17 protein-coding genes and 1 pseudogene are annotated in these 24,957 nt (G+C 68.0%); 5 read left to right on the top strand and 13 right to left on the bottom strand.

Features of this window, described 5'->3' with window-relative positions:
• The 11 genes and pseudogenes from GVN21_RS16615 to GVN21_RS21250 all read right to left on the bottom strand — a co-directional run.
• A pseudogene (locus tag GVN21_RS16615) lies at positions 1–228 on the bottom strand (hypothetical protein); the annotation flags it as partial.
• A gap of 65 nt (positions 229–293) precedes the next feature.
• Positions 294–2,390, bottom strand: coding sequence for a flagellar biosynthesis protein FlhA (gene flhA / locus GVN21_RS16610; protein WP_166575855.1), 2,097 nt, complete (start codon positions 2,388–2,390; stop codon positions 294–296).
• A 15-nt stretch (positions 2,391–2,405) separates the two neighbouring features.
• A complete protein-coding gene (locus GVN21_RS16605) occupies positions 2,406–3,776 on the bottom strand; it encodes a sigma-54 dependent transcriptional regulator (protein ID WP_166575854.1) in 1,371 nt (456 codons plus the stop codon).
• A 28-nt stretch (positions 3,777–3,804) separates the two neighbouring features.
• Entirely contained in the window at positions 3,805–4,143 is a 339-nt protein-coding gene (gene fliN, locus GVN21_RS16600; protein ID WP_166575853.1) for a flagellar motor switch protein FliN, read from the bottom strand.
• Entirely contained in the window at positions 4,136–4,804 is a 669-nt protein-coding gene (locus GVN21_RS16595; protein WP_166575852.1) for a flagellar assembly protein FliH, read from the bottom strand. Before GVN21_RS16595 ends, fliN begins: the two co-directional genes overlap by 8 nt.
• Positions 4,804–5,835: a flagellar motor switch protein FliG gene (fliG, locus tag GVN21_RS16590; protein WP_166575851.1), complete on the bottom strand. Its 1,032-nt coding sequence runs from the start codon at positions 5,833–5,835 to the stop codon at positions 4,804–4,806. Before fliG ends, GVN21_RS16595 begins: the two co-directional genes overlap by 1 nt.
• Positions 5,832–7,505, bottom strand: coding sequence for a flagellar basal-body MS-ring/collar protein FliF (gene fliF / locus GVN21_RS16585; RefSeq protein ID WP_166575850.1), 1,674 nt, complete (start codon positions 7,503–7,505; stop codon positions 5,832–5,834). Before fliF ends, fliG begins: the two co-directional genes overlap by 4 nt.
• A 193-nt stretch (positions 7,506–7,698) precedes the next feature.
• Positions 7,699–7,983 (bottom strand): DUF1153 domain-containing protein, encoded by a 285-nt coding sequence (locus tag GVN21_RS16580; RefSeq protein ID WP_166575849.1) that lies wholly within the window; start codon positions 7,981–7,983, stop codon positions 7,699–7,701.
• Positions 7,984–8,151: 168 nt separating this feature from the next.
• Positions 8,152–9,555, bottom strand: coding sequence for a flagellar hook protein FlgE (locus GVN21_RS16575; protein ID WP_166575848.1), 1,404 nt, complete (start codon positions 9,553–9,555; stop codon positions 8,152–8,154).
• Positions 9,556–9,655: 100 nt separating this feature from the next.
• Positions 9,656–10,312 (bottom strand): flagellar hook assembly protein FlgD, encoded by a 657-nt coding sequence (locus tag GVN21_RS16570; protein WP_166575847.1) that lies wholly within the window; start codon positions 10,310–10,312, stop codon positions 9,656–9,658.
• Positions 10,313–10,321: 9 nt separating this feature from the next.
• Positions 10,322–11,629 (bottom strand): flagellar hook-length control protein FliK, encoded by a 1,308-nt coding sequence (locus GVN21_RS21250; protein ID WP_166575846.1) that lies wholly within the window; start codon positions 11,627–11,629, stop codon positions 10,322–10,324.
• Positions 11,630–12,054: 425 nt separating this feature from the next.
• Here GVN21_RS21250 and flgK point away from each other — a divergent pair, with 425 nt between their 5' ends.
• Positions 12,055–14,166 (top strand): flagellar hook-associated protein FlgK, encoded by a 2,112-nt coding sequence (gene flgK, locus GVN21_RS16560; protein ID WP_166575845.1) that lies wholly within the window; start codon positions 12,055–12,057, stop codon positions 14,164–14,166.
• An 8-nt stretch (positions 14,167–14,174) separates the two neighbouring features.
• Complete coding sequence (locus GVN21_RS16555) at positions 14,175–15,101, top strand: flagellin (protein WP_166575844.1); 927 nt, start codon at positions 14,175–14,177, stop codon at positions 15,099–15,101.
• Between the two features lie 24 nt (positions 15,102–15,125).
• Here GVN21_RS16555 and GVN21_RS21245 read toward each other — a convergent pair whose 3' ends face one another.
• Complete coding sequence (locus tag GVN21_RS21245; RefSeq protein WP_166575843.1) at positions 15,126–20,372, bottom strand: Calx-beta domain-containing protein; 5,247 nt, start codon at positions 20,370–20,372, stop codon at positions 15,126–15,128.
• 291 nt (positions 20,373–20,663) lie between these two features.
• On the opposite strand from GVN21_RS21245, the gene GVN21_RS16545 reads away from it, so the two are divergent.
• From GVN21_RS16545 to GVN21_RS16535, 3 genes are read left to right on the top strand one after another with little or no spacing between them, the layout of a single operon-like run.
• Complete coding sequence (locus GVN21_RS16545; RefSeq protein WP_166575842.1) at positions 20,664–21,077, top strand: VOC family protein; 414 nt, start codon at positions 20,664–20,666, stop codon at positions 21,075–21,077.
• A gap of 22 nt (positions 21,078–21,099) precedes the next feature.
• Positions 21,100–21,498: a DUF4345 family protein gene (locus GVN21_RS16540; protein WP_166575841.1), complete on the top strand. Its 399-nt coding sequence runs from the start codon at positions 21,100–21,102 to the stop codon at positions 21,496–21,498.
• A gap of 7 nt (positions 21,499–21,505) precedes the next feature.
• Positions 21,506–22,321 carry an alpha/beta hydrolase fold domain-containing protein gene (locus tag GVN21_RS16535; protein ID WP_166575840.1) on the top strand — a complete coding sequence of 272 codons (816 nt, stop codon included), beginning with the start codon at positions 21,506–21,508 and terminating at the stop codon, positions 22,319–22,321.
• A gap of 63 nt (positions 22,322–22,384) precedes the next feature.
• Here the strand turns inward: GVN21_RS16535 and GVN21_RS16530 are convergent, their stop codons facing one another.
• A complete protein-coding gene (locus tag GVN21_RS16530; protein ID WP_166575839.1) occupies positions 22,385–24,931 on the bottom strand; it encodes a TonB-dependent receptor in 2,547 nt (848 codons plus the stop codon).
• Between the last annotated feature and the right edge of the window lie 26 nt (positions 24,932–24,957).

Below are 24,957 nucleotides of genomic sequence, written 5' to 3'. Positions count from 1 at the left end.
GCCGGGGGCCGGGGCGGTGACGGTGTCACCCTGGGTGGCGGGCACTTCAGCCGGTTCTTCGACCGGGGCCGGCGGCTTCATCGGCTTGGGCGGCGTCTGGGTCGGGGCGACGATCGGCGGGGCGGTGGCTGCCGGCGGAGTCGGCGGCGAGGGGGTCTGGGCCTGGGCCGCGAAGCCGAGCGCGGCCACCGCGGCGGCGGTCAGAAGGGATGACAAGGTCTTGTTCATGGGGCTTTCTCCTGGCCCCCCAACCCATGGCTAACAGCAATTGGCGAGAATCGTTCCGCGGGAGTTCAGACCATGCCGACCGTGCGCAACCGCGCCTTGGGGTGGACCTCGCTCTGGCTCATCACCACCGTCTGGCCCCGGAAGCGCTCGATGATCGAGCGGACGTAGGGGCGGGCCATGGGGCTGGTCAGCAGGACGGCGGCGTCGCCGGCCAGGGCGGCGCGTTCGAAGGCCTCGCGCACCGACTTGATGAATTCCTGCAGCTTGGACGGGGCCATGGCCAGCTGGCGCTCCTCGCCGCCGCCGATCAGGCTGTCGGCGAAGGCCTGCTCCCAGTCCGGTGACAGGGTGACGATCGGCAAGGCGCCGTCCTCGCCCCGGTTGGCCCAGCAGAGCTGCCGGCCGAGGCGGACGCGGACCGCTTCGGTCAGCTGGGTGAGGCTGCTGGTATGGGGGGCCGCCTCGGCGATGCCTTCGAGGATGGTGCCGAGATCGCGGATCGAGACCCGCTCGCGCAGCAGGGACTGGAGCACCCGTTGCAGGGTGGAGGCGCTGATCACGCTGGGGATCAGCTCGTCCGCCAGCTTCTTCTGCTCGGGGCCCAGTTCTTTCAGCAGCTTCTGGACCTCGGCGTAGGACAGCAGGTCGGCCATGTTGTCCTTGAGAATCTCGGTCAGGTGGGTGGTCAGCACCGTCGCGGGGTCCACCAGGGTGTAGCCGCGGAAGGTGGCCTCCTCCTTCAGGGCGTCGTCGATCCAGGTGGCCGGAAGCCCGAACGCCGGCTCGCGCACATGTTCGCCGGGGATGTCGACCTGGCCGCCGCGCGGGTCCATGGCCATCAGGCTGCCGATGCGCACCTCGCCCGCGCCGCTCTCCATCTCCTTGACGCGGATGGCGTAGCCCTGGGTCGGCAGGCGCATGTTGTCGAGAATGCGCACGCTGGGCATCACGAAGCCGAAGTCGCCCGCCAGGGTCTTCCGCAAGGCGCGGATCTGGTCGGTAAGGCGGCGGCCCTCCAGGTCGTTGATCAGGGTCAACAGGCCGTAGCCCAGCTCGATCTTGATGTCGTCGATGGCCAGGGCGGCGCCGATCGGCTCCTCCTCCGGCTCGGCCGCAACCGGCAGGGTGGAGACATCGACCACCGGTCCCGCCTTGGCGTCCTGTGCCCTTCGCCAAGCCAGCCAGCCGGTGGCGATGGCCACCGCGATGAAGGGCAGCTTGGGCATGCCGGGGACCAGGGCCATGACCCCGGCGGCGGCCGAGACCATGCCCAGGCCCACCGGGTTCATGGCCAGCTGGGTGACCAGGGCCTTGTCGGCGGCGCCGTCGACCCCCGCCTTGGAGACCAGCAGGCCGGCGGCGATCGAGATGACCAGGGCCGGCACCTGGCTGACCAGGCCGTCGCCGATGGTCATGATGGTGTAGGTCGAGGCCGCCTCGCCGGCCGGCATGCCGTGTTGCAGCACGCCGATCAGGATGCCGCCGATGATGTTGATCGCGGTGATGATCAGGGCGGCCACCGCGTCGCCGCGCACGAACTTGCTGGCGCCGTCCATGGCCCCGAAGAAGGTCGATTCCTGCTCCAGTTCCTTGCGGCGTTTCTTGGCCTCGTCCTGGTCGATCAGCCCCGACGACAGGTCGGCGTCGATGGCCATCTGCTTGCCGGGCATGGAGTCGAGGGTGAAGCGGGCGGCCACCTCGGCGATGCGCCCCGAACCCTTGGTGACGACCACGAAGTTCACCAGGATCAGGATGGCGAAGACGATCACCCCGATGATGAAGTTGCCGCTCATCATCATCTCGCCGAAGGCTTCGATGACCTTGCCGGCCCCATGGGTGCCCTCGTGGCCGTGGCTGAGGATCAGGCGGGTCGAGGCGAGGTTCAGCCCCAGGCGGAACAGGGTGGTAACCAGCAGCACCGTCGGGAAGGCGGTGAACTCCAGCGGCTTCTTGATCAGCAGCGCCGTCATCAGGATCAGCACGCTGGAGGTGATCGACAGGGTCAGCAGGAAGTCGAGGATGAACGACGGGATCGGCAGGATCAGCAGGACGATGATCCCGACGATCCCGATCGCCAGCCCCACATCCCCACGCGCCACCCATCCCCAGACCTGGCGGACGGTCATTGGGTTGGAGGCGGAGGTGGGGGACAGGTCGCTCATCGCTTACTCGAAACTCTAGGCGGCGTTGGCGCCGAGGCCCGCCTGGGGCGGCGGCACCGACACCCCGGCGTCGCCGTACTCCTTGAGCTTGTTGCGCAGGGTGCGGATCGAGATGCCGAGGATGGTGGCCGCGTGGGTGCGGTTGCCGGAGCAGTGGACCAGGGTGTCCAGGATCAACTGCTGTTCGACCTCGGCCACCGTCTGGCCGACCAGGGTGCGGCTGACGGCCTCGGCCGCCATCGAGGCGGTCCGAGCGACCGCCGCGTCGGGGGCCGGCGACAGGGGCTGGCCGTCCGGCAGGCGGATGGCGAACTCCTCGATCTCCGGGCCCGTGGACAGCAGCACCGCCCGATGCATGGCGTTTTCCAGCTCCCGCACGTTGCCGGGCCAGCGATGGGCGGCCAGGCGGCGGCGGGCCTCGGCCGCGAGCGGCTTTTCAGCCATGCCGTTGGCCTTGGCGTACTTCTTGAGGAAGTGGTCGCAGAGGGCGGCGATGTCGCCCGGACGCTCGCGCAGGGGCGGCAGCCGCAGGTTCACGACATTGAGGCGGTAGAGCAGGTCTTCGCGGAAGGTCCCCTCCTTCACCGCCTGAGCCAGGTCGCGGTTGGAGGTGGCGAGGATGCGGATATTGACCTTCACCGGCTTGGCGCCGCCGACCCGGTCGATCTCCCGCTCCTGGATGGCCCGCAGGAGCTTGGCTTGCAGCCGGCCGTCCATCTCGCTGATTTCGTCGAGCAGGAGCGTGCCGCCGTCGGCCTCCTCGAACTTGCCGACCCGGCGGGCCACGGCGCCGGTGAAGGCGCCCTTCTCGTGGCCGAACAGTTCGCTTTCCAGCAGGTTCTCGGGGATGGCGGCGCAGTTGACGCTGATGAACGGCTTGGACGAGCGCTTGGACTTGGTGTGGACGTAGCGGGCCATCACCTCCTTACCGACACCGCTCTCGCCGGTGATCAGGATGGAGGCGTCCGAGGGCGCGACCTGGTCGGCCAGCTTGATGACCTGTTCCATCACCGGGTCGCGGGCGACCATCGGACGGTTGTCGTCCGACACGGCGGCCAGCACGGCGGCGATCAGGTCGGCTTCCGGCGGCAGGGGGATGAACTCGATGGCCCCGGCGCGGATGGCGTCGCCCGCACGCTGCGCATCGGCCCCGACGCCGCAGGCGACCACCGGCACGCGGATCCGCTCGGCCTCGTTGGCGGCGATCAGCCCGCCGATGTCGAGCTCATAGTCGACCATCAACAGGTCCGCGCCCTGGCCGGCGCGCAGGGCCTGGGTGGCGGCCGCGGTGGTCTCCACATGGGCCACCTTGGCGCCCGTGTTCATCGCCATCTTCACGGCGACGGACAGCTGTCCGTTCAGTTTTCCGACGACCAGAAGCCGCATCTCTTACTCTCCATCGACGCCCCGGCGATCAGGCCGCGGTGTCGCCGTCCTTGATGATTTCGGTCATGGTGACGCCCAGCCGGTCGTCGACCACGACGACCTCGCCCCGCGCCACCAGGCGGTTGTTCACATAGATGTCGATCGCCTCGCCGACCTTGCGGTCGAGTTCGAGGACGCTGCCGTTGCCCAACTGCAGCAACTGGGCGACCGACATGTTGGCCCGGCCGAGCACGGCGGAGATGTTGACCGGCACGTCGAAGACCGGCGCCAGGTCGGTGGCGGTCTTTTCGTCCATATCGACCGGCATCTCGCTGGCCAGGGTCTGGTCGGAGCCAAACTCCTCGAGGGTCAGATTGTCTTCAGCCATGGGTTTCGTCCTGGGGGATCAGGGGTTCGGCGTGGAGGCCTTCGGCGGCGAGTGCCTGGTCGAGGGCGTCCTGGATGCGGCGGGCGGCGTCCTCGGGATCGAAAGCGGCGCGCCCGTCTCCCCAGTCGAGGACGAAGGCGGCGCCGGCAAAGCCGGGTTCGGCCCGAGCCTCGATACGGCCGGGATGGCCGAGGCTTTCGGCTAGGCGGTCGAGCACCGCCTGAACCGGCTCCCGGGCGTCCGCGGCGACCTTGACCACCAGCCGGGGGCTGGCCTCGACCTCGCGGGACAGGGCTTCCAGCGCGGCGGCGACCGGCGCTTCGGGATGACGGCTGAGGGCGCTGTCGGCGATCTTGCGGGCGGCGGCCATGGCCAGGTGGGCGCTGTCGGCGCGGTGGCTGTGGGCGACCTCCGCCAGGGCGCCCAGGCCCAGGCGGGCGCTGGCGGCGACCTGTTCCAGGGCTGCCGCCGTGGCATGTTCGGCGCGGGCAATGGCGGAACGCTCACCCTCGGCGAAGGCCTGCTGGCGGACCTGCTCGACCTCTTCGGGGGTGAAGCTGCGCTTCTGGCGCGGCGGCTCATAGGCGACCGCGCCGCCCTCGTCGAAGACGGTGTCGAAGTTGAAGGGGGTGTGCCCCGAGCTGTTGAGGATGGCGGCCATCAGTAGATCAGCTCATCGTCACCGCCGGCCCCGGCCAGCATGATCTCGCCCTTGGCGGCCAGGTCCTTGGCGACCTGGACCATGGCCATCTGGGCTTGGTCGACGTCTTTCAGGCGGACCGGGCCCATGCCCTCCATGTCTTCGCGCATGATCTTGGCGGCGCGTTCGGACATGTTGGAGAAGAACATCTCGCGCAGGGCGTCGGAGGAGCCCTTGAGGGCCAGGCCCAGCTGGTCCTTCTCCACCGCCCGCAGCAGGGTCTGGACCCCGCCGGGGTCGAGCTTGCCGAGGTCTTCGAAGACGAACATCAGGGCGCGGATACGCTCGGCAGACTCTCGGTTGCGCTCCTCCAGGGCGGCGATGAATCGCCCCTCGGTCTGGCGGTCGAAGTTGTTGAAGATGTCGGCCATCAGTTCATGGCTGTCGCGCTTGGACGTGCGCGCCAGGTTGGACATGAACTCGACGCGCAGGGTCTGTTCGATCTTGTCGAGGATCTCCCGCTGCACCGGCTCCATGCGCAGCATCCGCTGGACGCATTCGAGGGCGAAGTCCTCGGGCAGGCAGGTGAGCACGCGGGCGGCGTGGTCGCTCTTGATCTTGCTGAGCACCACCGCGACGGTCTGGGGGTATTCGTTCTTCAGATAGTTGGCGAGCACCGCCTCGTTCACGTTGCCCAGCTTGTCCCACATGGTGCGACCGGCCGGACCCCGGATCTCCTCCATCAGGTTGTCGACCTTCTCCGGCGGGAGGAAGGCGGACAGCAGCCGCTGGGTCTGCTCGAAGCTGCCCATGATGGCGCCGGAGCTGGACATGCCGGAGACGAATTCGACCAGCAGCTCCTCGACCACGCTGGCCGCGACGGTGCCCAGGCTGGCCATGGCCTGGGAGATCTCCTTGATCTCCTCCTCGTCCAGCTGTTCCCAGATGTGGGTGTGCTCCTCGCCCAGGGCGAGCAGCACAACGGCGGCCTTCTCCGGACCGCTCAGCCGGCCGGCGTCAACGATCGCCTTGCTTTTGCCGGACCTGCTCATGCGGTCTCATGCAGCCAGCTGCGGAGGATCGAGACCGACTCCTCCGGGTGGGTGTCGACGAACTCGCTGACCCGCTTGACGCTGCTGGCCTTCACCTGGCCCTCGATGCGGGCGATGTCGATCCGCTGATCCAGCTCGCCGCCGGGCAGGGCCAGCATCTCGCCGGTGGCGGGGTCGTACTGGGTCTGGAGCTGGGCGACGTCGCCGGCGGCGGGGGCGCGGCCGGCCGCGCCGGCAGAACCGGCGAGCATCGGCAGCGGGCCGCCGATGGCGCCGGACTGGCCCAGGCTCTTGAGCAAGGGCCGAAGCCCGAAGAACAGCAGCAGCAGGACCACGAGCGCGCCGGCGCCGAGTTCGACCGCCCGCATGATGTCGTTCTTGTCGAAGCTGGTCAGCGGATTGCCGGCCTTCTCCCCGGCGTCGCCGACATCCGAATAGGCAAAGGGCACATTGATCACCTTGACCACGTCCTTGCGCTCCGGATTGAAGCCGACGGCGGCCTTCACCAGCTCTTCCAGCTTTGCCATCTCTTCAGGCGAGCGGGGGGTATAGGCGCCGGGCTTGCCGTTGGCGCCGGCCGCCCGGATGCCATCGACGGCGACCGAGACCGACAGGTTCTTGATCATGCCGGGCTCGATCACCTCGGTGCGGACGGTCTTGGAGTTGTTGTAGTTGGTGGTCGAGGTGGCGCCGCGGGCGGTGTTCTTGTTCAGCGGGATGGCCTGAGGGTTTGGCGGCTCGCCCGGAATGTTGGCGGCGGCCGAGACGCCGTTGTTGCCGTCATTGGCGCCCTCTTCGCTGGCCTCTTCGGTTGTCTGTTCTGAAACGATCACCTGGCCGTCGGGGTCGTAGGTCTCTTCCTGCTGGGTGACGCGGGCCAGGTCGATGTCGGCGGCGACCTCGACACGGGCCTTGCCCGGGCCGACGACGGGCTCCAGCTGTTCCTTGATGCGGGCGGCCAGGCGTTGCTCAACCTCGCTGCGGCGATCGTCGGCCATGCGGCCGAGCGCCCCGGCCCCGCCGCCCCCGGCCGACAGGGTCTTGCCGTCCTTCTGGTCGACGACCACCACGCTCTCGGGCTTCAGCCCATCGACAGCGGCGGCGATCAGGTTCTGCACCCCCTGCACCTGTTCGGCGCTGGGCTTGCGGCCGCTGATGGTCAGGGCGACCGAGGCCGAGGGCTGGGCGGCTTCTTCCTCGAACAGCTGGCGCTTGGGCAGCACCAGATGGACCCGGGCGTCGCTGACCCCGCCCAGCGAGCGGATGGTGCGGGCGAGCTCGCCTTCCAGGGCGCGCTGCTTGTTGAGCTGCTGGACGAAGTCGGTCTGGCCCAGGGCGGAGCCACCGTCAAAAAGTTCGTAACCGACCGAACCGGAGGTCACCAGGCCCTTGCCGGCGACCAGCAGGCGGGTGGAAGCGACCTTGTCACGATCGACCAGGATGCTCGATCCGTCGCCCTGGACCTCATACTTGATGCCGGCCTGGTCGAGCGCCTCGGTGACCGCCGCGGCTTCCTTCAGGTCCATGTTGGCGTAGAGCAGCTGCTTGGGCTGGGTGAAGAACCCGGTGGTCAGGGCAAGGATCGCCGCGAGCAGGCCCACGCCCACCCCGACCATCACCAGCAGCCGCACCAGGCCGCCACCCTTCAACGCGCCTAAAAGCCTGTCCACCCTGGGATAGCCCCTCGAAACGACACCAACGCCCGCTTCTGCCGGGTCCGCTAGGCAGGATTTACCGGGTGCAGGGTAAACGGGGGTTTAAGAAGTTGGGGGTGGGTGCAGTGACCCCCAAACAGCAACGGCCGCATCCCCGTCGGGATGCGGCCGCGCTTACACGCCGAGCCTTGAAGGGGGGCGGAGCGGCTCAGCGATACTGTTGCAGACGGGTGGTGCGCAGGCCGGCAAGGCCGTGGCGGTCGATGGAGGACTGCCAGTTGAGGAATTCCTCGTTGGTCAGCCGGTACCTCTCGCAGGCGTCGTCGAGGGTGAGCAGGCCGCCACGGACGGCGGCGACCACCTCGGCCTTGCGGCGGATGACCCACCGCTCGGTGTTGGCCGGCGGCAGGTCGGACAGCGTCAGGGGCGCACCGGTCGGCCCGATGACATATCGCTCGCCCTTGCTGTTCACGCGCTGCTGCTGCTGAAGCATGGTTCTACGCCTCTCTGACGATCACTGTTGAGGCGAACCATAGCGACCGGGCGATAACATGCCGTGAATCGGTCTAGTAAAAGCGACAGTAACCACGGATTTGCCCCTTCTAACCCCGTTGTCTCAACTTGGCACGACAGCGTTAACTGCCGTTAGTCTCTTAGTTAATTATCTCTTGATGTTCAGAAGCTCTTCCAGCATCTGGTCGGCCGTGGTGATGACCTTGGACGAGGCCGAATAGGCCCGTTGGGTCACGATCAAACCGGTGAACTCGCTCGACAGATCGACCGTCGAGGCCTCCAGGGTGGAGGGCGCGATGGAGCCCGCCCCGCCGGTGCCGGCAGCCTTCAGGCTGTAGGTGCCGCTGTCCTGGGTCACCCGGTAGGCGTTGCCGTTGGTGGCGCGCAGGCCGTCCGGGTTGGCGAAGGTGGCGATGGCCACCTGGGCGATCCGGCGGCTGATGCCGTTGTCGAAGATGGCGGTCACGAAGCCCGCGTCGTCGATCTCGATGTTGGTCAGGTTGCCGAAGGCGGTGCCGTTGGTGTTGACCCCCTGGACGATCGACTGGCTGTCGTACTGGGTCAGGCCGCCGGCCCCACCGGCCAGGTCGATGCGGATCTCCTGGGTGTCGACGCCCAGGCTCTCGGCCCAGGACACTTCACCCGCGCCCGGCGTGGTGTCGGTCGAGGCGCCGAAGGTCAGGATCGGGTTCTCGGGATCGAGCAGGGTGGTGGCGTCGGTATCGAGACGGCCATCGGGGGTGAAGGCGACGATACCGGTCTTCAGCTGGCCATTGGACAGGCCGGCCCCGGTGACCACGTCACTGGCGGGCACGGCGCGGATTTCGGCCAGCCACTGGTTGGGCTCGTCGCTCTTGAGGAAGTCGATCTGAATCGTCCGCTTGCCGCCCTTGGAGTCGGAGACCGGAACCTGGATCGAGAAGTCCGGCTTCACCCCGACGCCCAGCTCGGCGTCGTACATGGCCATCGAGTTGGTCACCGAGTCGTAGCCGGCCAGCTCCGGCGAGACCGCCTGGCTGGATTTCAGGTTGGCGCTGATCGCCGCCCGGGTGGTGCGCTCGGCGGCGCCGCCAACGTTGGAGACGTTGATCGAGCTCAGGCGGCCCAGGTCCGACGGGTCGGTGGTGATCACCCCGGCATCGTCGACCAGCCAGCCCTGCAGGTAGAGGCCGGCGTCGTTCTTCAGGTAGCCCAGGTTATCGAGCTGGAAGCTGCCGGCGCGGGTGAAGGCGCGAGCGTCGCTGGCCTGCAGGCCCTCTGGCTTTTCGGTCACCACGAAGAAACCGGCCCCGCTGATCGCCAGATCGGTGGAGTTGGTGGTGGTCTGGGGCAGGCCCTGCTGGGTGACATACTGGCGCGTCTGGGCGCTGACGCCGCCGGCGGCGTAGGTGGCCGTGCGGTTGTTGCCCGACACCAGGGTCTGGAAGTTGGCCTGGCTCCGCTTGTAGCCGACCGTGTTGACGTTGGAGATGTTGTCGGAAATCGCGGCCAGGGCCGACGAATTGGCGACCAGTCCAGACACCCCGGCGAGCATGGCGCTGTTGATGCTCATGTCGTTTTTTCCTTTTGAACGCTGTGTTGAGGCGCCTGCTGCGGATGCGGACGGGCCGCGTCGGGGCGGTTCTGGCCCCGGAGATTGAGGAAGGCCGTCATCAGACCGTGTTGGCCACGGCCGTGACGGCGCTGATCGGCACCTTGGTCTTCCCAATGGTGACAATGTTGGTTCCGTTGACGGTCTGAACGGCGCTGGCGATACCGGTCAGGGTCTGGGAGGCGGTGATGGCGGACCCGGCGGTATCCTTGGCGGTGATCCGCAGGCCGTAGTCTCCGTCGGCCAGCTGGTTGCCCAGGCTATCCTTGCCGTTCCATTCGAAGGTCTGGTCGCCGGCCTTTGTTGCGGTCAGCACCTTGCTGGCCACCACCTTGCCGGAGGTGTCGATCACGTCGAGCTGCACCGAGGCGGCGTCGCGCGGCAGGTTGTAGCTCCAGTTTGCTTGGCCGTCTTGCAGGTAGGAGGCGCCGGTCGTGGCGGTCACCGTCTTGCCGATCAGGTTGACCGACTCCGCCAGCCCGCCATCGTTCATCCCCACCAGGGCGGCCAGCAGGTCGTTGGTCAGCAGCTGCTGCTCGACCCCGGTCATCTGCACGATCTGCTGGGTGAACTGGGTGGAATCCATCGGCGACAGCGGATCCTGGTTTTTCAGCTGGGCGGTCAGCAGGGCCAGGAAGGTCTCGGTGCTGTCGGCCAGCCGCGTCCGGGACGAGCTGATCTTGTCGAGGGTGGAGCCAACTGAGGCGACATCGGTCATGGCGGGCTCCTAGACCAGCAGGTCCAGGCCGCGTCGGGCCTGGTAGCGAATGGGGGCGGCGTCGGCCTCGGCTTCCAGGCCAAGGGCGCGGGCGAAAGCCTGGCCGGAGGCCGTGGAGGGCTGGCTCTCGCCCTCGGGGGTCTGACGGCGCTGTTGGCCGGTGAAGTCGAAGGACAGGCTGTTTTCGGCCAGGGAGAATCCGGCCTGTTCCAGCGCCTGGCGCAGTTCCTGGGCGCGGCCGCGCAGCTCGCTCAGGCCCAGAGCGCTGTCGAAGCCCAGCTGAGCGGTCAGCCGGCCGTCGGAAGCGATCTCGACGCTGACGTCGACCTTGCCAAGACCATGGGGGTCGAGCTGCATGTCGAACCGGGTCGTCTTGCCCTCGAGGCGGTCGAGAATGCCGGCGGCCAGCTTGGCCACCGTCTCGGGCGCGCCCCGCACCTGGGCGGCCACGGCGGCGGCGTTGGCCGACAGGGCGTCGAGCCGGCCGATCAGGGCCTGGGTAATGGTTTCAGGCCGCTCGGCCTGCCGGGCCGGGGCGGCGACCTCGACCTCAGTCGGCGGGACTTCGGGCGGCGGCGCCTCGGTCGCGGTCTCGGAGGCTTCGGCGGCGGCGGCGGTTTCGACCGGCTGGACCGCCTCGAGCCCGGCGTCCTGGCGCTCGGTCTTCAGTTCGGCGGCGGCGCTGGCCGCGGCGCCCTTGCGGGCGTCGGTGGGCCGTGGATCGGTCGGCGCGGCGGCGGCCGCCGCCTGACGAGCGGCCTCTGGGGCCGCGGCCTGGGCGGTGGCCACCGGGGTCGGCGTGGTGGCGGTTTCGATCTGGTCGGCGATCGCTGCGGGCAGGGTCTCGGTGGGAACCGCCTCGCGCAGTCGGGCCAGAGCCGCGTCGGCGTCGGCCTGCGTCCGGGCTCCGAAGGTTGCGGGCGTCGCGCCGCGCCAGGGCGTCTCCGCCGCGGCTTGACCGGTCGTGGCCGGCGCCTGTGTCGCCTCGTCCTCGCCCAGCAGGCCATCGACGATCGACTTTACCGACACGGCGCAGGTCTCGGGCGACTCCTCGGCTTCGGCCTCCGCGCCCAGGGTCTGGGCGAGCACGGCGTTCTCGGGCACACGGGCCAGCCAGCCGGCCAGGCTGGGATTGCCGGCGGTCTCTTCCGCGTCGCTCGTCGCGGCGTCCTGCTCGCTGGTCGCGCCCTCCTGCGTCCCGTCCAGAGCCTGGGTCAGCATGGCCAGAAGCGCGTCGAAGCCGGTCAGCCCCGCGCCCACGGCGTCGCCCATCGCCGCGCGGGCGGCGGGCTGGGCAAGGCCGGCGAAGAGGGACACGGGCGCGGTCATGGCGCGGCGAGGCCTTTGGGCGGGAGGGATGGAAGGCGGCGCCTGCTGCGCCCGGCTCATTCGATCCGGTCCAAGCAACGATAGGGCCAACTGTGCCAGAGGGCGTTATCGCTTTGATTTTACGACCTTATTTCCGACCAGGAACCGAACCGGTCGTTCCGCCCTCATGCGGAAATTGCCGAGCTTGCCCGGTCGAAAACGCCCCACCTTCCCAACTCGCAACGGCTGCGAACAGGCGCTGAGCCAACTGGCGCCACTCTTGCGACCCTTCCCCTGACAGCCTTGGGCGCTTCAGAAGGAAGGCCATGTAATTCAAAGGCTTGGTAGATGTCCTCACGTGCGGGCCTCGCGCCCGCCCGGCAGAAACAGCCGGTTCGCGTCAGGCATTGCCGGGCAGGAAAGTGCGACGGGCCATGTCCCTGAACAGTATCATGTCCTCGGCCACCACCGGCCTGATGGCGGCGCAGACCGGCCTGCGCGCGGTCTCGGACAACGTCGCCAACGTCAATACCGCCGGTTACGTCCGCAAGCTGGTCCAGCAGAAGCCGCTGATCTCGGCGGGCCTGGGGGTCGGGGTCGATGTGGCCCGGATCATCCTGGCCTCTGACCAGTATCTGCAGAAGGCCGCCGCCACCGCCAACGCCAGCGCCGCCCAGGCCAGCGTCACCGCCGACAGCCTGGACCGGGCCCAGGCCCTGTTCGGCGACCCCAGCGGCAAGGACAGCTTCTTCGCCCGGCTGGACACCCTCTACGCCGCCTTCAGCGCCGCCGCCGACGAAGCGGCCTCCTCCGTGCGGCGCGGGGCGGCCCTGGACACCGTCAACACCTTCCTCAGCGAAGCCGGCCGTATCGACGCCTCCCTGGGGGACCTGGCCCGCGAGGCCGACAGCCGCATCGCCGCCGGGGTCGACCGGGTCAACCAGCTGCTGCTCGAGATCAACGACCTGAACGGCCAGGTGACCAGCGCCCGCGTGCACGGCGATTCCACCGGTTCGGAAACCATCCAGAACGGCTTGATCGACGAGTTGGCCACCCTGATCGACATAAACGCCACCCGGCGGGAGAACGGGGCGGTGGTCATCCGCGCCTCCGACGGCGTGCCGCTGGCCGGCATCGATGGGGCCGCCAAGCTCAACTATGTGCGCAGCGACGGGGCGACCGGCGAGATCACCGTGACCCTGCCGGGCGCCGCCGGCCAGTCCTCGCTGCGGGCCCGGCTGACCGGCGGGGAGCTGCGCGGGCTGCTGGACCTGCGCGACAAGGAGCTGCCGGCCATCGGCCAGCAGCTGTCCGAATTCGTCACCCGGGCGGTGGACGAGCTGAACCGGGCCCACAACGCCGCCTCGGCCGTCCCGCCGCCGGCCAGCCTGACCGGCCGCAACACCGGGCTGGACCTGCCCACCGCCGTCTCCGGCTTCAGCGGGACGACCAGCCTGGCCATCGTAAGCCCCAACGGGACCCTGCAGCGCCAGGTGGACATCAACTTCTCCGCCGGGACCATGAGCGTCGACGGCGGCGCGGCCACCGCCTTCACCCCGGCCAACTTCCTGACCCAGCTCAACGGCGCCTTGGGCGGCATGGGCACGGCCAGTTTCGCGAACGGGGCGCTGAGCCTGAACGCCTCGGGCGGCAACGGCATCGCCTTCACCGAGAGCGCCGCCAACCCCTCGGCCAAGGTCGGCAAGACCTTCTCCCATTTCTTCGGGCTGAACGACCTGGTCACCTCCGACCGCTTCGCCTTCTATGACACCGGCCTGAAGGCGACCGACGCCCACGGCTTCACCGCCGGCGAGACCATCACTTTCCGGGTCGCGGACAGCGAGGGGGCGCGGATTCGCGACGTGGCCGTCGCCGTGCCGGCGGGCGGGAGCATGCAGGACCTGCTGAACGCCCTGAACGCCACCAGCGGCGGGGTGGGGCTGTATGGCCAGTTCAGCCTGGACGCCGACGGCCAGATGGCCTTCTCCCCCACCAACGGCGGGATCAGCGTCATCTCCGACAACACCCAGCGCGGTGCGGGCGGCCCCTCGATCAGCGAGCTGTTCGGCATCGGCGGCGCCCAGCGCAGCGGCCGCGCCGGCCGGTTCGAGATCCGCGCCGACATCGCCGCCGATCCCTCGAAGCTGGCGCTGGCCAAGCTGGACCTGACGCAGGACGCCGCCGGTCGGCCGGTGCTGTCCAGCGGCGACGGGGCCGGCGCCCTGCTGCTGGCCAAGGCCGGCGAGACCAACGCCGCCTTCGACGCGGCCGGGGGCCTCGGCTCGGTCACCATGTCGGTCAGCCGCTACGCCTCGGAACTCGCCGGCTCGGTCGGCCGCCGGGCCGAGGCCGCCATCGCCCGCCGCGATACGGCCCAGGCCGTGGCGGCGGAAGCCACCGAACGACGCGCCTCGGTCGAGGGCGTCAACCTCGACGAGGAGCTGGTCGCCATGACCACCTATCAGCAGGCGTTCAACGCCTCGGCCCGGGTCATCCAGGCCAGCAAGGACATGTACGACACCCTGCTCGGCATGATGGGAGCGTGAACTGATCCATGACCCGCGTCGCCACCGCCAATAACTACTCCATCGTCCTGTCGGACCTGATGCGGGCCCAGTCCCGGCAGGCCGAGGCCAACCAGCAGGTCTCCAGCGGCAAGTCCGCCGATGATCTGAAGGGTTTCTCCCGCCACGCCGAAACCCTGATGGCCGCCCGTTCGGTGCAGACCCGGGTCGAGGGTTTCCTCGAGCAGGGCAAGGTGCTGACCGCCCGGCTGGAAGCCCAGGATCTGGCCCTGAACCAGGCCGCCGACTCCGCCCAGGGCGCCCGGCAGGCCATCGCCGAGGCGCTGGCCGCGGGCCGGGCCGACGCCCTGGCCGGGGAACTGTCGAGCTGGTTCGGCTCGGCGACAGAGGCGCTGAACACCCGCCACGGCGGCCGTTATCTATTCTCCGGCGGCCAGATCGACACCAAGCCGGTAACGGCCGAGGGCCTGGCCGACCTCACCGCCGCGCCGGCCATCGCCGACCTGTTCACCAATGATGGCCTCAAGCCCGTCAGCCGGCTGGACGAATCGACCACCATCGAGAGCGGCTTCCTGGCCGACGAACTGGGCAGCGACCTGTTCGAGGCCTTTCGCCAGGTGCAGGCCTATATCGAGACCAACGGCGCCTTCTCCAGCCCGATGACCGATGCTCAGGCCAGCTTCCTGGAAGGCATGCTGGACGACTTCGACGCCGCCCGCGTGGGCCTGACCGAACAGACCGCCCGCAACGGCCTGAACCAGAACCGCCTCGACGCCTCCCTGGAGCGGCAGGAGGCGCGCAGCGCCATGCTGCAGGGCGTGGTCGCCGATGTGACCGAGGTCGACATGGCCGAGGCGATCAGCCGGCTGCAGCAGGCCCAGACCGCCGTCCAGGCCAGCGCCCAGGTGTTCTCAACCCTGCGCGACAGCTCTCTCCTGAACCTGCTGCGCAGCTAGCGCGGCAGGTCAGGGCGAGACGCCTCAACCGAACAGGTACCAACCGCCGCCCGGCGCATCCTGCTGGCCCACGATGGTGGTGTTGCCGGTCTGGTTGCCGTTGATGCGCAGGGCGTAATCGACGTTGTTGTCCCCATTCACATCGAGCTGGAACAGCGTGGTGTTGCTGCTCAGCGTGTAGGTCAGCTTGGCCTGGTAGGCCGTGCCGTTGAAAGCCGACTGGAAGTGCAGTTCGGTGATGCCCAGGCCGATCACCTCGCCGGCTTCGTAGTCGGTGATGGTGTCCAGCGGGGCGCCTTCACCCGGCAGCGATGCGCGAACAACGTCGGCGGCTTCGAAATAGTCCCGGCCGGCGCCACCGATCATGATGTCGTTGCCGTCCCCGCCGTAGAGGAAGTCGTCCCCGTTGCCGCCGTTGAGGTAATCGTTGTCCCCGCCGCCGAACAGGTCGTCGGCGCCGCCGTTGCCGAACAGCCGGTCGGCGCCGCGGCCGCCGTCCAGGCTGTTGTTGAACTCGGTGCCGATCATGGTGTTGGCCAGCAGATTGCCCGTCCCGTCCTGATTGCCTGTCCCGGTCAGGGTCAGGTTTTCGACGTTGGCGGTCAGCACATAGCCGTCCAGAACGGTCTGGACGGTGTCGGTGCCCTCACCCTCCAGCTCGACGACCTGGTCGGAGAAGTTGTCGACCACAAAGACGTCGAAGCCGAGGCCGCCTTCCATGACGTCGGCGCCAAGGCCGCCGTTCAGGGTGTCGGCGCCGTCCAGGCCGATCAGGGTGTCGTTCCCCGCCCCGCCGGTGATCCGGTTGGCGGTGTTGCTGGCGGTGACGCTGGCGCCCCCGGCCGCCGTGACGATGATCGTCTCGATCTCCGAGGTCGCGCCGAGGACCAGTGCGCCCGCGGTGACATAGACGGTGTCCTGGCCCTGGCCGGCGGTCTCGACGACCGTGTCGCCGGCGTTGTCGACATAGTAGGTGTCGTTGCCCTGACCACCCGTCATGTCGTCGGCGTCCGCCCCGCCGTCCAGGATATCGGCGCCCAGGCCGCCGATCAGGTCATCGGCTCCTGCGCCGCCGTACAGCCGGTCGCTGTCGGCTCCGCCGTCGAGGGCGTCATCCCCGCCATTGCCGTTGATCACGTCGGTGCCGATCGCGCCGTTCAGGATGTTTGCGATGGCGCTGCCGTTCATGGCGTTGGCCAGGTCGTTGCCGGTCCCGCTGATCGCCGCGCCCTCGAGGGTCAGGACCTCGATGCCCAGGCCGAGGGTGTAGGCTGCGGCCGTTGAGCGGACCGTGTCGTAACCGGCGGAGTCGATGACCGTGTCGCCAGCGCTATCCACAAGATAGGTATCGGCATCCGCGCCGCCGTCCATGACGTCATCGCCCGCGCCGCCGTCGAGGATGTCGTTGCCGGCCCCGCCGACCAGCTGGTCGATGCCGCCCATGCCCCAGAGGCTGTCGGAACCGGCGCCGCCTGTCAGGACGTTGGCGCCGCTGTTGCCGGTGATGTGGTTGGACAGGGTGTTGCCGGTCCCGTCGATGTCGCCCGTGCCGGTCAGCACCAACTTTTCGAACACGCCGCTGAGGGCCGGGTTGTCGGCGTTGACCAGGGTGTAGCTGATCGCGGCGAACACCGTATCGATGCCGCTGGACTCGATCAGCTGGTCACCGGCGTCATCGACATAGTAGCTGTCGTTGCCGGCGAGGCCCGTGAGGATGTCCGCGCCCGCGCCGCCATCGAGGATGTTGGCCCCGGCGTCGCCGTTGAAGACGTCCGCCCCGCCGCTGCCGATCACGTACTCGATGCTGATCAGGGTGTCCCCGTCGCCAAAGCCGCCGGACACGGTGCCGGCCGCCAGGTCGACGTTCACCGGGAAGGACGAGCCAGAGTAGTCGACCGTGTCGATGCCGTCCCCGCCATCGATGTAGTCGGCGCCCTCGCTGCCCTCGATCAGGTCGTTGCCGCCCCGGGCGTAGATGATGTCGTCACCGGCCATGCTGCCGCGGATGGCGCCGAAGCGGGCGATGTAGGCTGCCTCGGTCAGGGCGTCGTCCCCGTCGCCGGCCAATGCGGCGGAACGGTCGAAGACCAGGGAGGCGAGGCCCGGGTCGTGGTCCGACAGCTGGGTCGAGAACTCGGAGTTGATGTGGACGATGTCGTACTGGGCGTCGATCAGCAGATCGAGCGTGGCGATGATATTGTCCAGCGCCTGGGCGTTGCCATCGAAGCTGTAGCTGTAGCGTTCTTCCGGCGGCAGCAGGTTGATCAGGGCTTCCAGGACCTGCGTCCCGCTGACGAAGGTGCTGGCCGTATTGCCCGTGCCGGCGGCCAGCCGTTCGATCTCACCGGTGATGATCTCGATCACCGGGAAGATCTGGAAGTCGTTGAAGTCGCCCAGGGCGATGATCTTGTCGTTCAGCGGATTGCCGTCGGCGAGGATGCCGTCGATGAAGGCCTTCACGGCGATGGCCTGGCCCTCGCGCTTCACCGAGTCGGAGTTCAGCGGCTCGGCGTAGTATTCGCTGTCGAGGTTGGCGCCGATCAGGACGGCCGAGCCGCCCTTGCTGCTGAAGTGGTTGTTGATCACCCAGAAGCTGCCGCCCTCGGTCTCGGTGTAGCCGGCCGGGGTGAACTCGATGGGGATCGATTTGCGGGTGGCGTCGAAGTCGGTGTTGCCCGTTCCGATCCGGTCGGCGGTCGGGAACTTCGAGATGTAGGGGTTGCTGGTCGGGACTAGGCCATTGCCGAGGGTCGGGGTGACCGCGTCGGCCTGGTAGAGGAAGGCCACCTGGATGTTGCCGCCGCCGGCGCCGCCTTCGGCGCCGTCCACCGGGTCTGATAGAATGCCGTAGTACTGCACGCCGGTGCGATCAAAGATCGTCTGGATGAGCTGGCTCATCGTCAGGGTGGCGTCCCCATCACCCGTCGTGCTGGTCCCGTTGAAGTCCTGCAGCTCCTGCAGGCCGATGATGTCCGGGGTCTTCAGGTTCGTGCCGATGGCGTCGGCCAGATTGTTGAGCGTAGTCTGGGTGGTCACCCCATCGCCGCCGTTGAAGCCGATGGGCGCCAGGTTGCGGACGTTGAAGGTGGCGATGGTCAGCCGGTCGAGGTTCTCCTCGATGGTGGTGACTTCCTTGACCAGGGTCGAGGGATCGAAGGTCACCGCCTGGGTGACGTTCACGTCGTAGAAGCCCTGACCATAGCTGACGACGCCCGTGACATCCCCGCCGACCACGGTCTGGCCCGTGGTGGTGATGGCCCCGATGGAGCCGCCCAGCGCCTCGTCGTCCAGCTGGATCCGCTCGGGGTTGAAGTCGAAGGTCTTGTCGACCGGCAGCACCCCGTCGGGGCTTTCGTCGCTGATCGTGAGGCCGCCCCGGCCGTTGGCGCTGTCGTTGGCGCCCACGTCCATCGTGACCATGACTTCGCCGAAGCTGGACTTGAACGGGCTGGTGGTCCGCACATCCTGCAGGGTGACCAGCATGCCTTCCAGGCTTTCCCAGAAGTCGACGCCCTCGGTCGTCGGATCGAAGGCGTTGGTGGTCGAGCCCAGGTTGACCAGCGGCGGGGTGTAGTCAGCGCCGTTGGCCGTATCGCCGATGGTCACGGCGGTCGGCACGCCGTAGCCGGCCTGCAGCAGCGTGGTGCTGGTCACACTGACGATTTCGGTCAGGCTGAGGTTCGCTGCGCCGCCGGGCTGGAACTCATCGACCGTACCGGTGACGCGGACAAGGTTGCCGACCACGATGGACGAGGGCAGCGCCCCGCCCACGAACACATAGATGCCGTCAGAGGTGTTGCGGTTGCCGTCGCCGTTCGGGTCCTGGATCCAGTAGGCGTTGTTGTCCTTGTCGATGGCGGTGACCACGCCGATGGTGGTCACCTGCTGGCCATCAAAGGTCGAAAGGTGGCTCTCGCCCTGGATGTCATAGATCCGGGTGGTCACATCGTCGTTGAGGATGGTCCCGGTCGCCGCGCCGTCGGCGATGGTGGTCGCGCCGACCGTGTTCTGGATATTGCTGATCTCGACGGCGATCGTCTCGTCGCCCTCGATGTCCAGGTCGCCGTCGATGGTGACCGTGACCGTCTGGGTCAGCGAACCGCCCTGGGTGAAGGTGACCGTACCGCCGCTGACCACCTCGTAGTCCACGCCAGCCGTGGCCGAGCCGCCAACTACGGTGTCGAAGTCGAGGGTGAAGGCAGTGTCCTCTTCCGTCCGGGTGACGGTGAAGGTCAGCAGGCTGGTCCCGGCGTCGCCCTCGGCGATCGAGACATCGCCGATCGAGACGGTCGGCGGGAAGTCGTCGTTGGTGATCGTGCCGACACCCTGGGCGTCGGTGACCGTGGCTGTGCCGGTGGTGTTCACCACGTTGGAGAGATTCACGAAGAAGCTCTCGTTGGCCTCGATGTCGATATCGCCGTCGATCACGACGGTGAAGGTCTGGGTCAGGATGCCGCTGCCGGCGGCGAAGGTAATGGTGCCGCTGGTGGCGTCGAAATCGGAGGCGTCCGAGGCGCTGTCGCCCAGGGTGGCGTAGTCGACCGTGAAGGCGCCGGTGTCGTTGCTGCGGGTAACAGTGAAGGTCAGCAGGCTGGTTCCGCTGTCACCTTCGACTATGGAGACGTCGCCGATGGTGACGTTGGAGGCGCCGGCGTCGGGGATGCTGACCACGACATTGTCGATACCGACCTCGTCGCGGCTGCCAGACCCACCGGCGTCGTCGCTGTTCCAGCGTAGGTAGAACTGGGCATTGGCCGCGATGTTCACGCCGGTGATGTTCAGGGACTGGGCGGCTTCGACCAAGGTGGCGCCGACGGCGGTCGTCCCGGTCGACAGGTCGGCCGCGACCACGCGGGTGAAGTTGGTCCCGTCTGTGGAATACTCGAACCACAGCGACTGACCGTAGCCTTGATCATTGCGGTAGAGCCAGTCGAAGGCGACCGTGAACTCGCTGATTGCCGCCCCGGTAGTGTTCGTCAGACGCAACTCGATGTAGCCGGGGGTGAAGTCGGCGCCGCCCGGCTGAATCAAGAGGGCGCGGTCGCCGCTGCCCTGGTCAAGGCTGTAGAGGCCACCCGTGCTCGGAACCGCGGCCGACACCGAGCCCCGGGCAAAGTCGCCGGTCGTGTAGGAAGTCCCGTAGACCGGCGCGGCGTTGTCGCTCATACCGGTCACGCGCCAGACGTTGGAGCTGAGCTGACCCGCCGCCGGCGTGGTCGCCAGGCCCGTGCCCGTGAAGGTGTTGAAGTTCTCGGAGAAGATAACGGTCATTGGAAAGCCTCACGGGAAATCGCCGCCCGGACGAGGGCGGGGGAAATTGGGGTGTAGGGATGTGCGGAGGGGTTGGCGGACGCCGACACGCAAGCGGTGCGCAGGCGAAGAAACGAACGCAAACAGGCCCCCGGCGAACTGGAAGAGTTACCAAACCCTTAAGGGCTCACCATGACAGCGCGACGACGATGGAGTCGAATCGATTCCTCTGACGGGGACGGATCGTCGCGGTTGCCAGGCCGTTGCTGAAAAAGCAGGCTGGCGGCCGGGGTGGAAAGAAGGATCAGACCGATGATCGATCACCTGGGCATCAACGTCAGCGATTACACCGCCCACAGACGATTTTACGATGCAGCCCTTGCCCCACTCGGCATCAGCGTCGTGCAGGAATACGGGCCGGACCAAACTGGCGGTACAAACACCTGCGGCTACGCCAACACCTCCGACCGGCGCGACATTCAGTCAGGCAAGCCGAGCTTCTGGCTGAGCGACGCCCCGGCGGGCACGGGCGCGGCCCACATCTGCTTCCTGGCCCAGGACCGGGCCGCGGTGGACGCCTTCCATGCCGCCGCCCTGGCCGCGGGCGGAACCGACAACGGCCCGCCCGGCCTGCGCCCGCAATACCATCCCGGCTACTACGGCGCCTTCGTGCTGGATCCGGACGGTCGCAACGTCGAGGCCGTGCACCACACTTGGCCGGGGTGAGGGGGCGGGGTAAGGCCAGGGCATGCATGTCCTCGCCAACCTGAACCTCGCCGTGATGATCGCCGTGATCGCCTGCTGTCTTGGCGGGGTGATGGGCGGTCTGCGGATCGCCCGGCCCCGGACGGTCAAGGCGCGGGGGCGGGCGGAGGAGCGGGCGCTGGCCGGGGCGCTGATCCTCAGCCATGCCGGCGCCGCGATGGCCCTCGGCTATGCGCCCAGCATGGGTCGGCTGATGGTCGGGGCCCTGTCGCTGGCCTGGCTGGGCTCGGCGATCGGCCGGACCGCGTCGCTGGTGGTGGACCGCAACAGCGACCCGATGCTGCGCCAGGCGGCGATCGTCGAACTGTTGATGGGGGTGGCCCTGGCCCTGCCCTGGCTGGGCGTCGGCTCGGCCAGTTTCGGCGGGTCGGTGGAGGTCTAGAGGCATCGTGCTGGTCAAGCTGATCCGCGACCGGCTCGACCCCTGGCTGGCCCGGCCCGATCCAGGCGCGCCGGATCTCTACGAGATTTCCGATCATCGGGCCGGCTCGGTTCCGGTGCGGCTCTATCGGCCTGACGCGGAGGCCCTGGACCTGATCGTCTTTCTGCACGGCGGCGGGCTGGTCAGCAGCAGCCTGGCCACGCACGACGCCGCCTGCCGCCGACTGGCCGCCTCGTCCGGGTTCAACATCCTGGCGGTGGACTACCGGCTGGCCCCGGAAGCGCCCTACCCGGCCGCGCATGACGACGCCGAGCGCGCCCTGGCCTGGGCGGCCACGACGGAGGCCTTGTCTTTCAAGCCCCGCCGGTTGCTGGCCGGAGGCGACTCTGCCGGCGGATTGCTGGCGGTCGCCGCCGCCTTGAGGCGCGCCCATGTCGGCTCGCCCGTGGATGGGTTGGCCCTGTTCTATCCGCTGCTGGCGCTCGATCCGGTCGAGCACGATCCGCCGCTGTTCGCGGTGACCCGCCGCTGGCTGCGGCGGGTCTATGTAGGGGACGGGGTCGCCGACCCGCGCGACCTGACCCTGCTGTCGACGCAGGCGCCGGTCCTGCCACGAACCTTTATCGCCAGCGGCGGACGAGATCCGACCCGGCTGGACGCCAAGCGGCTCTGCCGCCGCCTGCCCGAGGTGGTCCACCATATCGAGCCCAGGGCCACCCACGGCTTTCTCAACCTGGCCGTCGTCTCGGATCGCGCGCGGGCGCAGTCGGACCGAAGCGCGGCGGCGCTGCGCGAGGCATTTTCCGGAAACCAAGCCCCCTGAAACGAAGAAGGGCGGCCCGGATTGCTCCGGACCGCCTCAACGCTTCGCGTTGAAGTTCTAAGCTTAGAACTTGCTGCGCAGGGTCACGCCCCAGGTGCGCGGGGCGCCCAGGAAGGCGTCGTAGGTGGAGATGTTGTCATCCGCCGCCTGGTTGTAGGGGTTGGAGGTGTCGACCTGGAACGGGCCGTTGAAGGCCACCTGGATGTACTCCTGGTCGAACAGGTTGTTGGCGAACAGCTCGACGGTCCAGCGACCGTCTTCGCTGCCGATGCCGACGCGACCGTTCACCAGCGAGAAGCCTTCCTGTTCCTTGACCGGGTGCAGGTCGGAACCGGTGTTGTAGCTGGTGGTGTACTTCCACGACAGGTTGCCGCGGAAGGTCAGCGAACCGATGTTCCGCTCATAGCTGCCGGCCAGCGAGGTCGACCATTCCGGCGCGAACGGGGCGGTGGACCCCGGCAGGCGGAAGATGCCGTTGAACTTGCTGGGGTCGGTCAGGTCGAGCGCGTCGAAGTCGCCGAACTCGGTCTGGGCGTAGGTCACGCCGCCCTGGATGGTCAGGCCGTCCAAGGGGGTGAACCACAGGAAGTCCGCGTCCACGCCGGTCGACGTCAGCTCGGGGATCGACTCCACGATGAAGGCGGTACCCACGAAGGTGTTCAGCTGGAAGTCAGTGAACTTCTGGTGGAACAGGGTAGCGTTCAGCAGGAGGCTGTTGTCGAACCAGTTGGTCTTGATGCCCAGTTCCCAGCTGTCGGCCTTTTCGCCTTCGAAGCTGGTGTCCGGGTTCGGCTGGAAGTCGACCGGCAGGGTGGTGTTGACGCAGGCCAGGCCGGCGATGGTGGTGGTGGTGCGGCCGCCGAACGGGCAGGCGATGTTGACCCGGTCGAGGTTGAAGCCGCCCGACTTGTACCCACGGGCATAGGAGCCGTAGAGCATGATGTCGTCGTTGATGTTCCAGGCCAGCTTGATGGTCCCGGTCAGCTCTTCTTCGCTGCGGTCCTGGGTGTAGACGCCCAGCGCGTCGAAGTCGTTGTTCTGGGCGTTGAGGCAGAGGCCGCCGACGATGGTGGTCGCGGTCGGCACGCCGACCAGGCCGGCCAGGGTCGAGAACGCCGCTTCACCCTGGTCACAGGACGAGCCCGTGGTGGTGTAGTCGGTGGTCAGCGACTTTTCCGACCAGGTGTAGCGCAGGCCGGCGGTCAGCTTCAGGCTTTCGGTGATCGACCAGGTGTTGTCGGTGAACAGCGCGAAGGTTTCGTCCGACTGCTTGTAGCGGTCGTCCGAGCCGTTGCCCGGCTGGTAGATCGTGCCCGAGGTGAGGCCCAGCAGGGCCGGCACACCGCTCAGCACGCGGCCAGCGAAGTAGTTGTAGTAGTCCACGCCGTAGTTCAGGCGCGAACGGGTATCCAGGTCTTCGCTGGCGTAGAAGGCGCCGACCAGCCAGTTGACCGGACCGGCTTCGCCGTTGGCGCGCAGCTCCTGGCTGAACTGGTCGAAGTTCACGAAGTTGGTGCCGTCGTTCGGACGGTAGACCAGGTCGGCGGCGGTGAAGTCGCTGTCCTGGCCGGTTTCGGCGGTCCAGGTGCGGGCGGCCGTGATCGAGGTGATCGAGATGTCCGGGGTGATGTCCCACTCGACTTCAGCCGAGAAACCCTTGTCCTGGATGAACTGGCGGGTCGACCGGTTGCCGTAGGCGCGGCGGCTGAAGGGGTCTTCGTTGGTGTTGGCGTTGATGCTGCCCGGACGGGTCAGGTTGACCAGATTGGCGCGGCTGTTGGCGGCGTTGCCGACCTGCAGCTGGGTGGCCAGGCAGCAGTTTTCGTTACGCTCGGTGTAGTCGGCGATCAGGCGGATGCTGAGGTCGTCCGACGGGGTGGCGAGGATCTGGCCGCGGATGGTCCAGAAGTCCTGGTCCACATCCTCGGTGTTGCCGCGCGGGCCGGGGCCGGTGACCACGTCGAGGAAGCCGTCGCGCTCACGCTTGGCGAAGAACAGGCGGCCGGCGACGCTGTCGCCGAAGATCGGGCCGGTGACCGAGGCGGAACCGCCGATCTGGCCGTAGTTGCCGGCGGTCAGCTCGGCGGCGCCGCCGAACTCGAATTCCGGCTGGGCGGTCAGGATATTGATAACGCCGGCCGAGGTGTTCTTGCCGAACAGGGTGCCTTGCGGGCCCTTCAGCACTTCGACGCGCTCCAGCTCGCCGAGGTCGCCGAAGCTGACGCCGTTACGCGGACGGTAGACGCCGTCGATCACGATGCCGACCGAGCTTTCCAGGCCGGGGTTGTCACCCACGGTGCCGACGCCGCGGATACGGGCGGTGGTGACGGTTTCGTTCGAGGTCGAGGTGACGGTCAGGCCGGGGGTCAGGATCTGCAGATCCTTGATGTCCTTGACGCCGGCGTCCTGCATCAGCTCGCCCGACAGGGCGGTGACGGTGGCGGGAACCTCTTGCAGGCTCTGCTCACGCTTGTTGACGGTCACGATAATGGTGTCGACGGTGTTCGCCTCTTCCTGCGCCGGGTCTTCCTGAGCGAAGGCGGCCGAAGTCATAACGGCGGAAAGCACGACGGCGGATGCCGACGCGCGCAGCAAATGACGGATACGCATGTCCTGTCCTGGGTCTAGGTTTTTGC

The organism is Caulobacter sp. SLTY, assembly GCF_009905535.1.
Taxonomy (GTDB): Bacteria; Pseudomonadota; Alphaproteobacteria; order Caulobacterales; family Caulobacteraceae; genus Caulobacter.
This window is presented reverse-complemented; position numbering and strand designations above follow the sequence as displayed.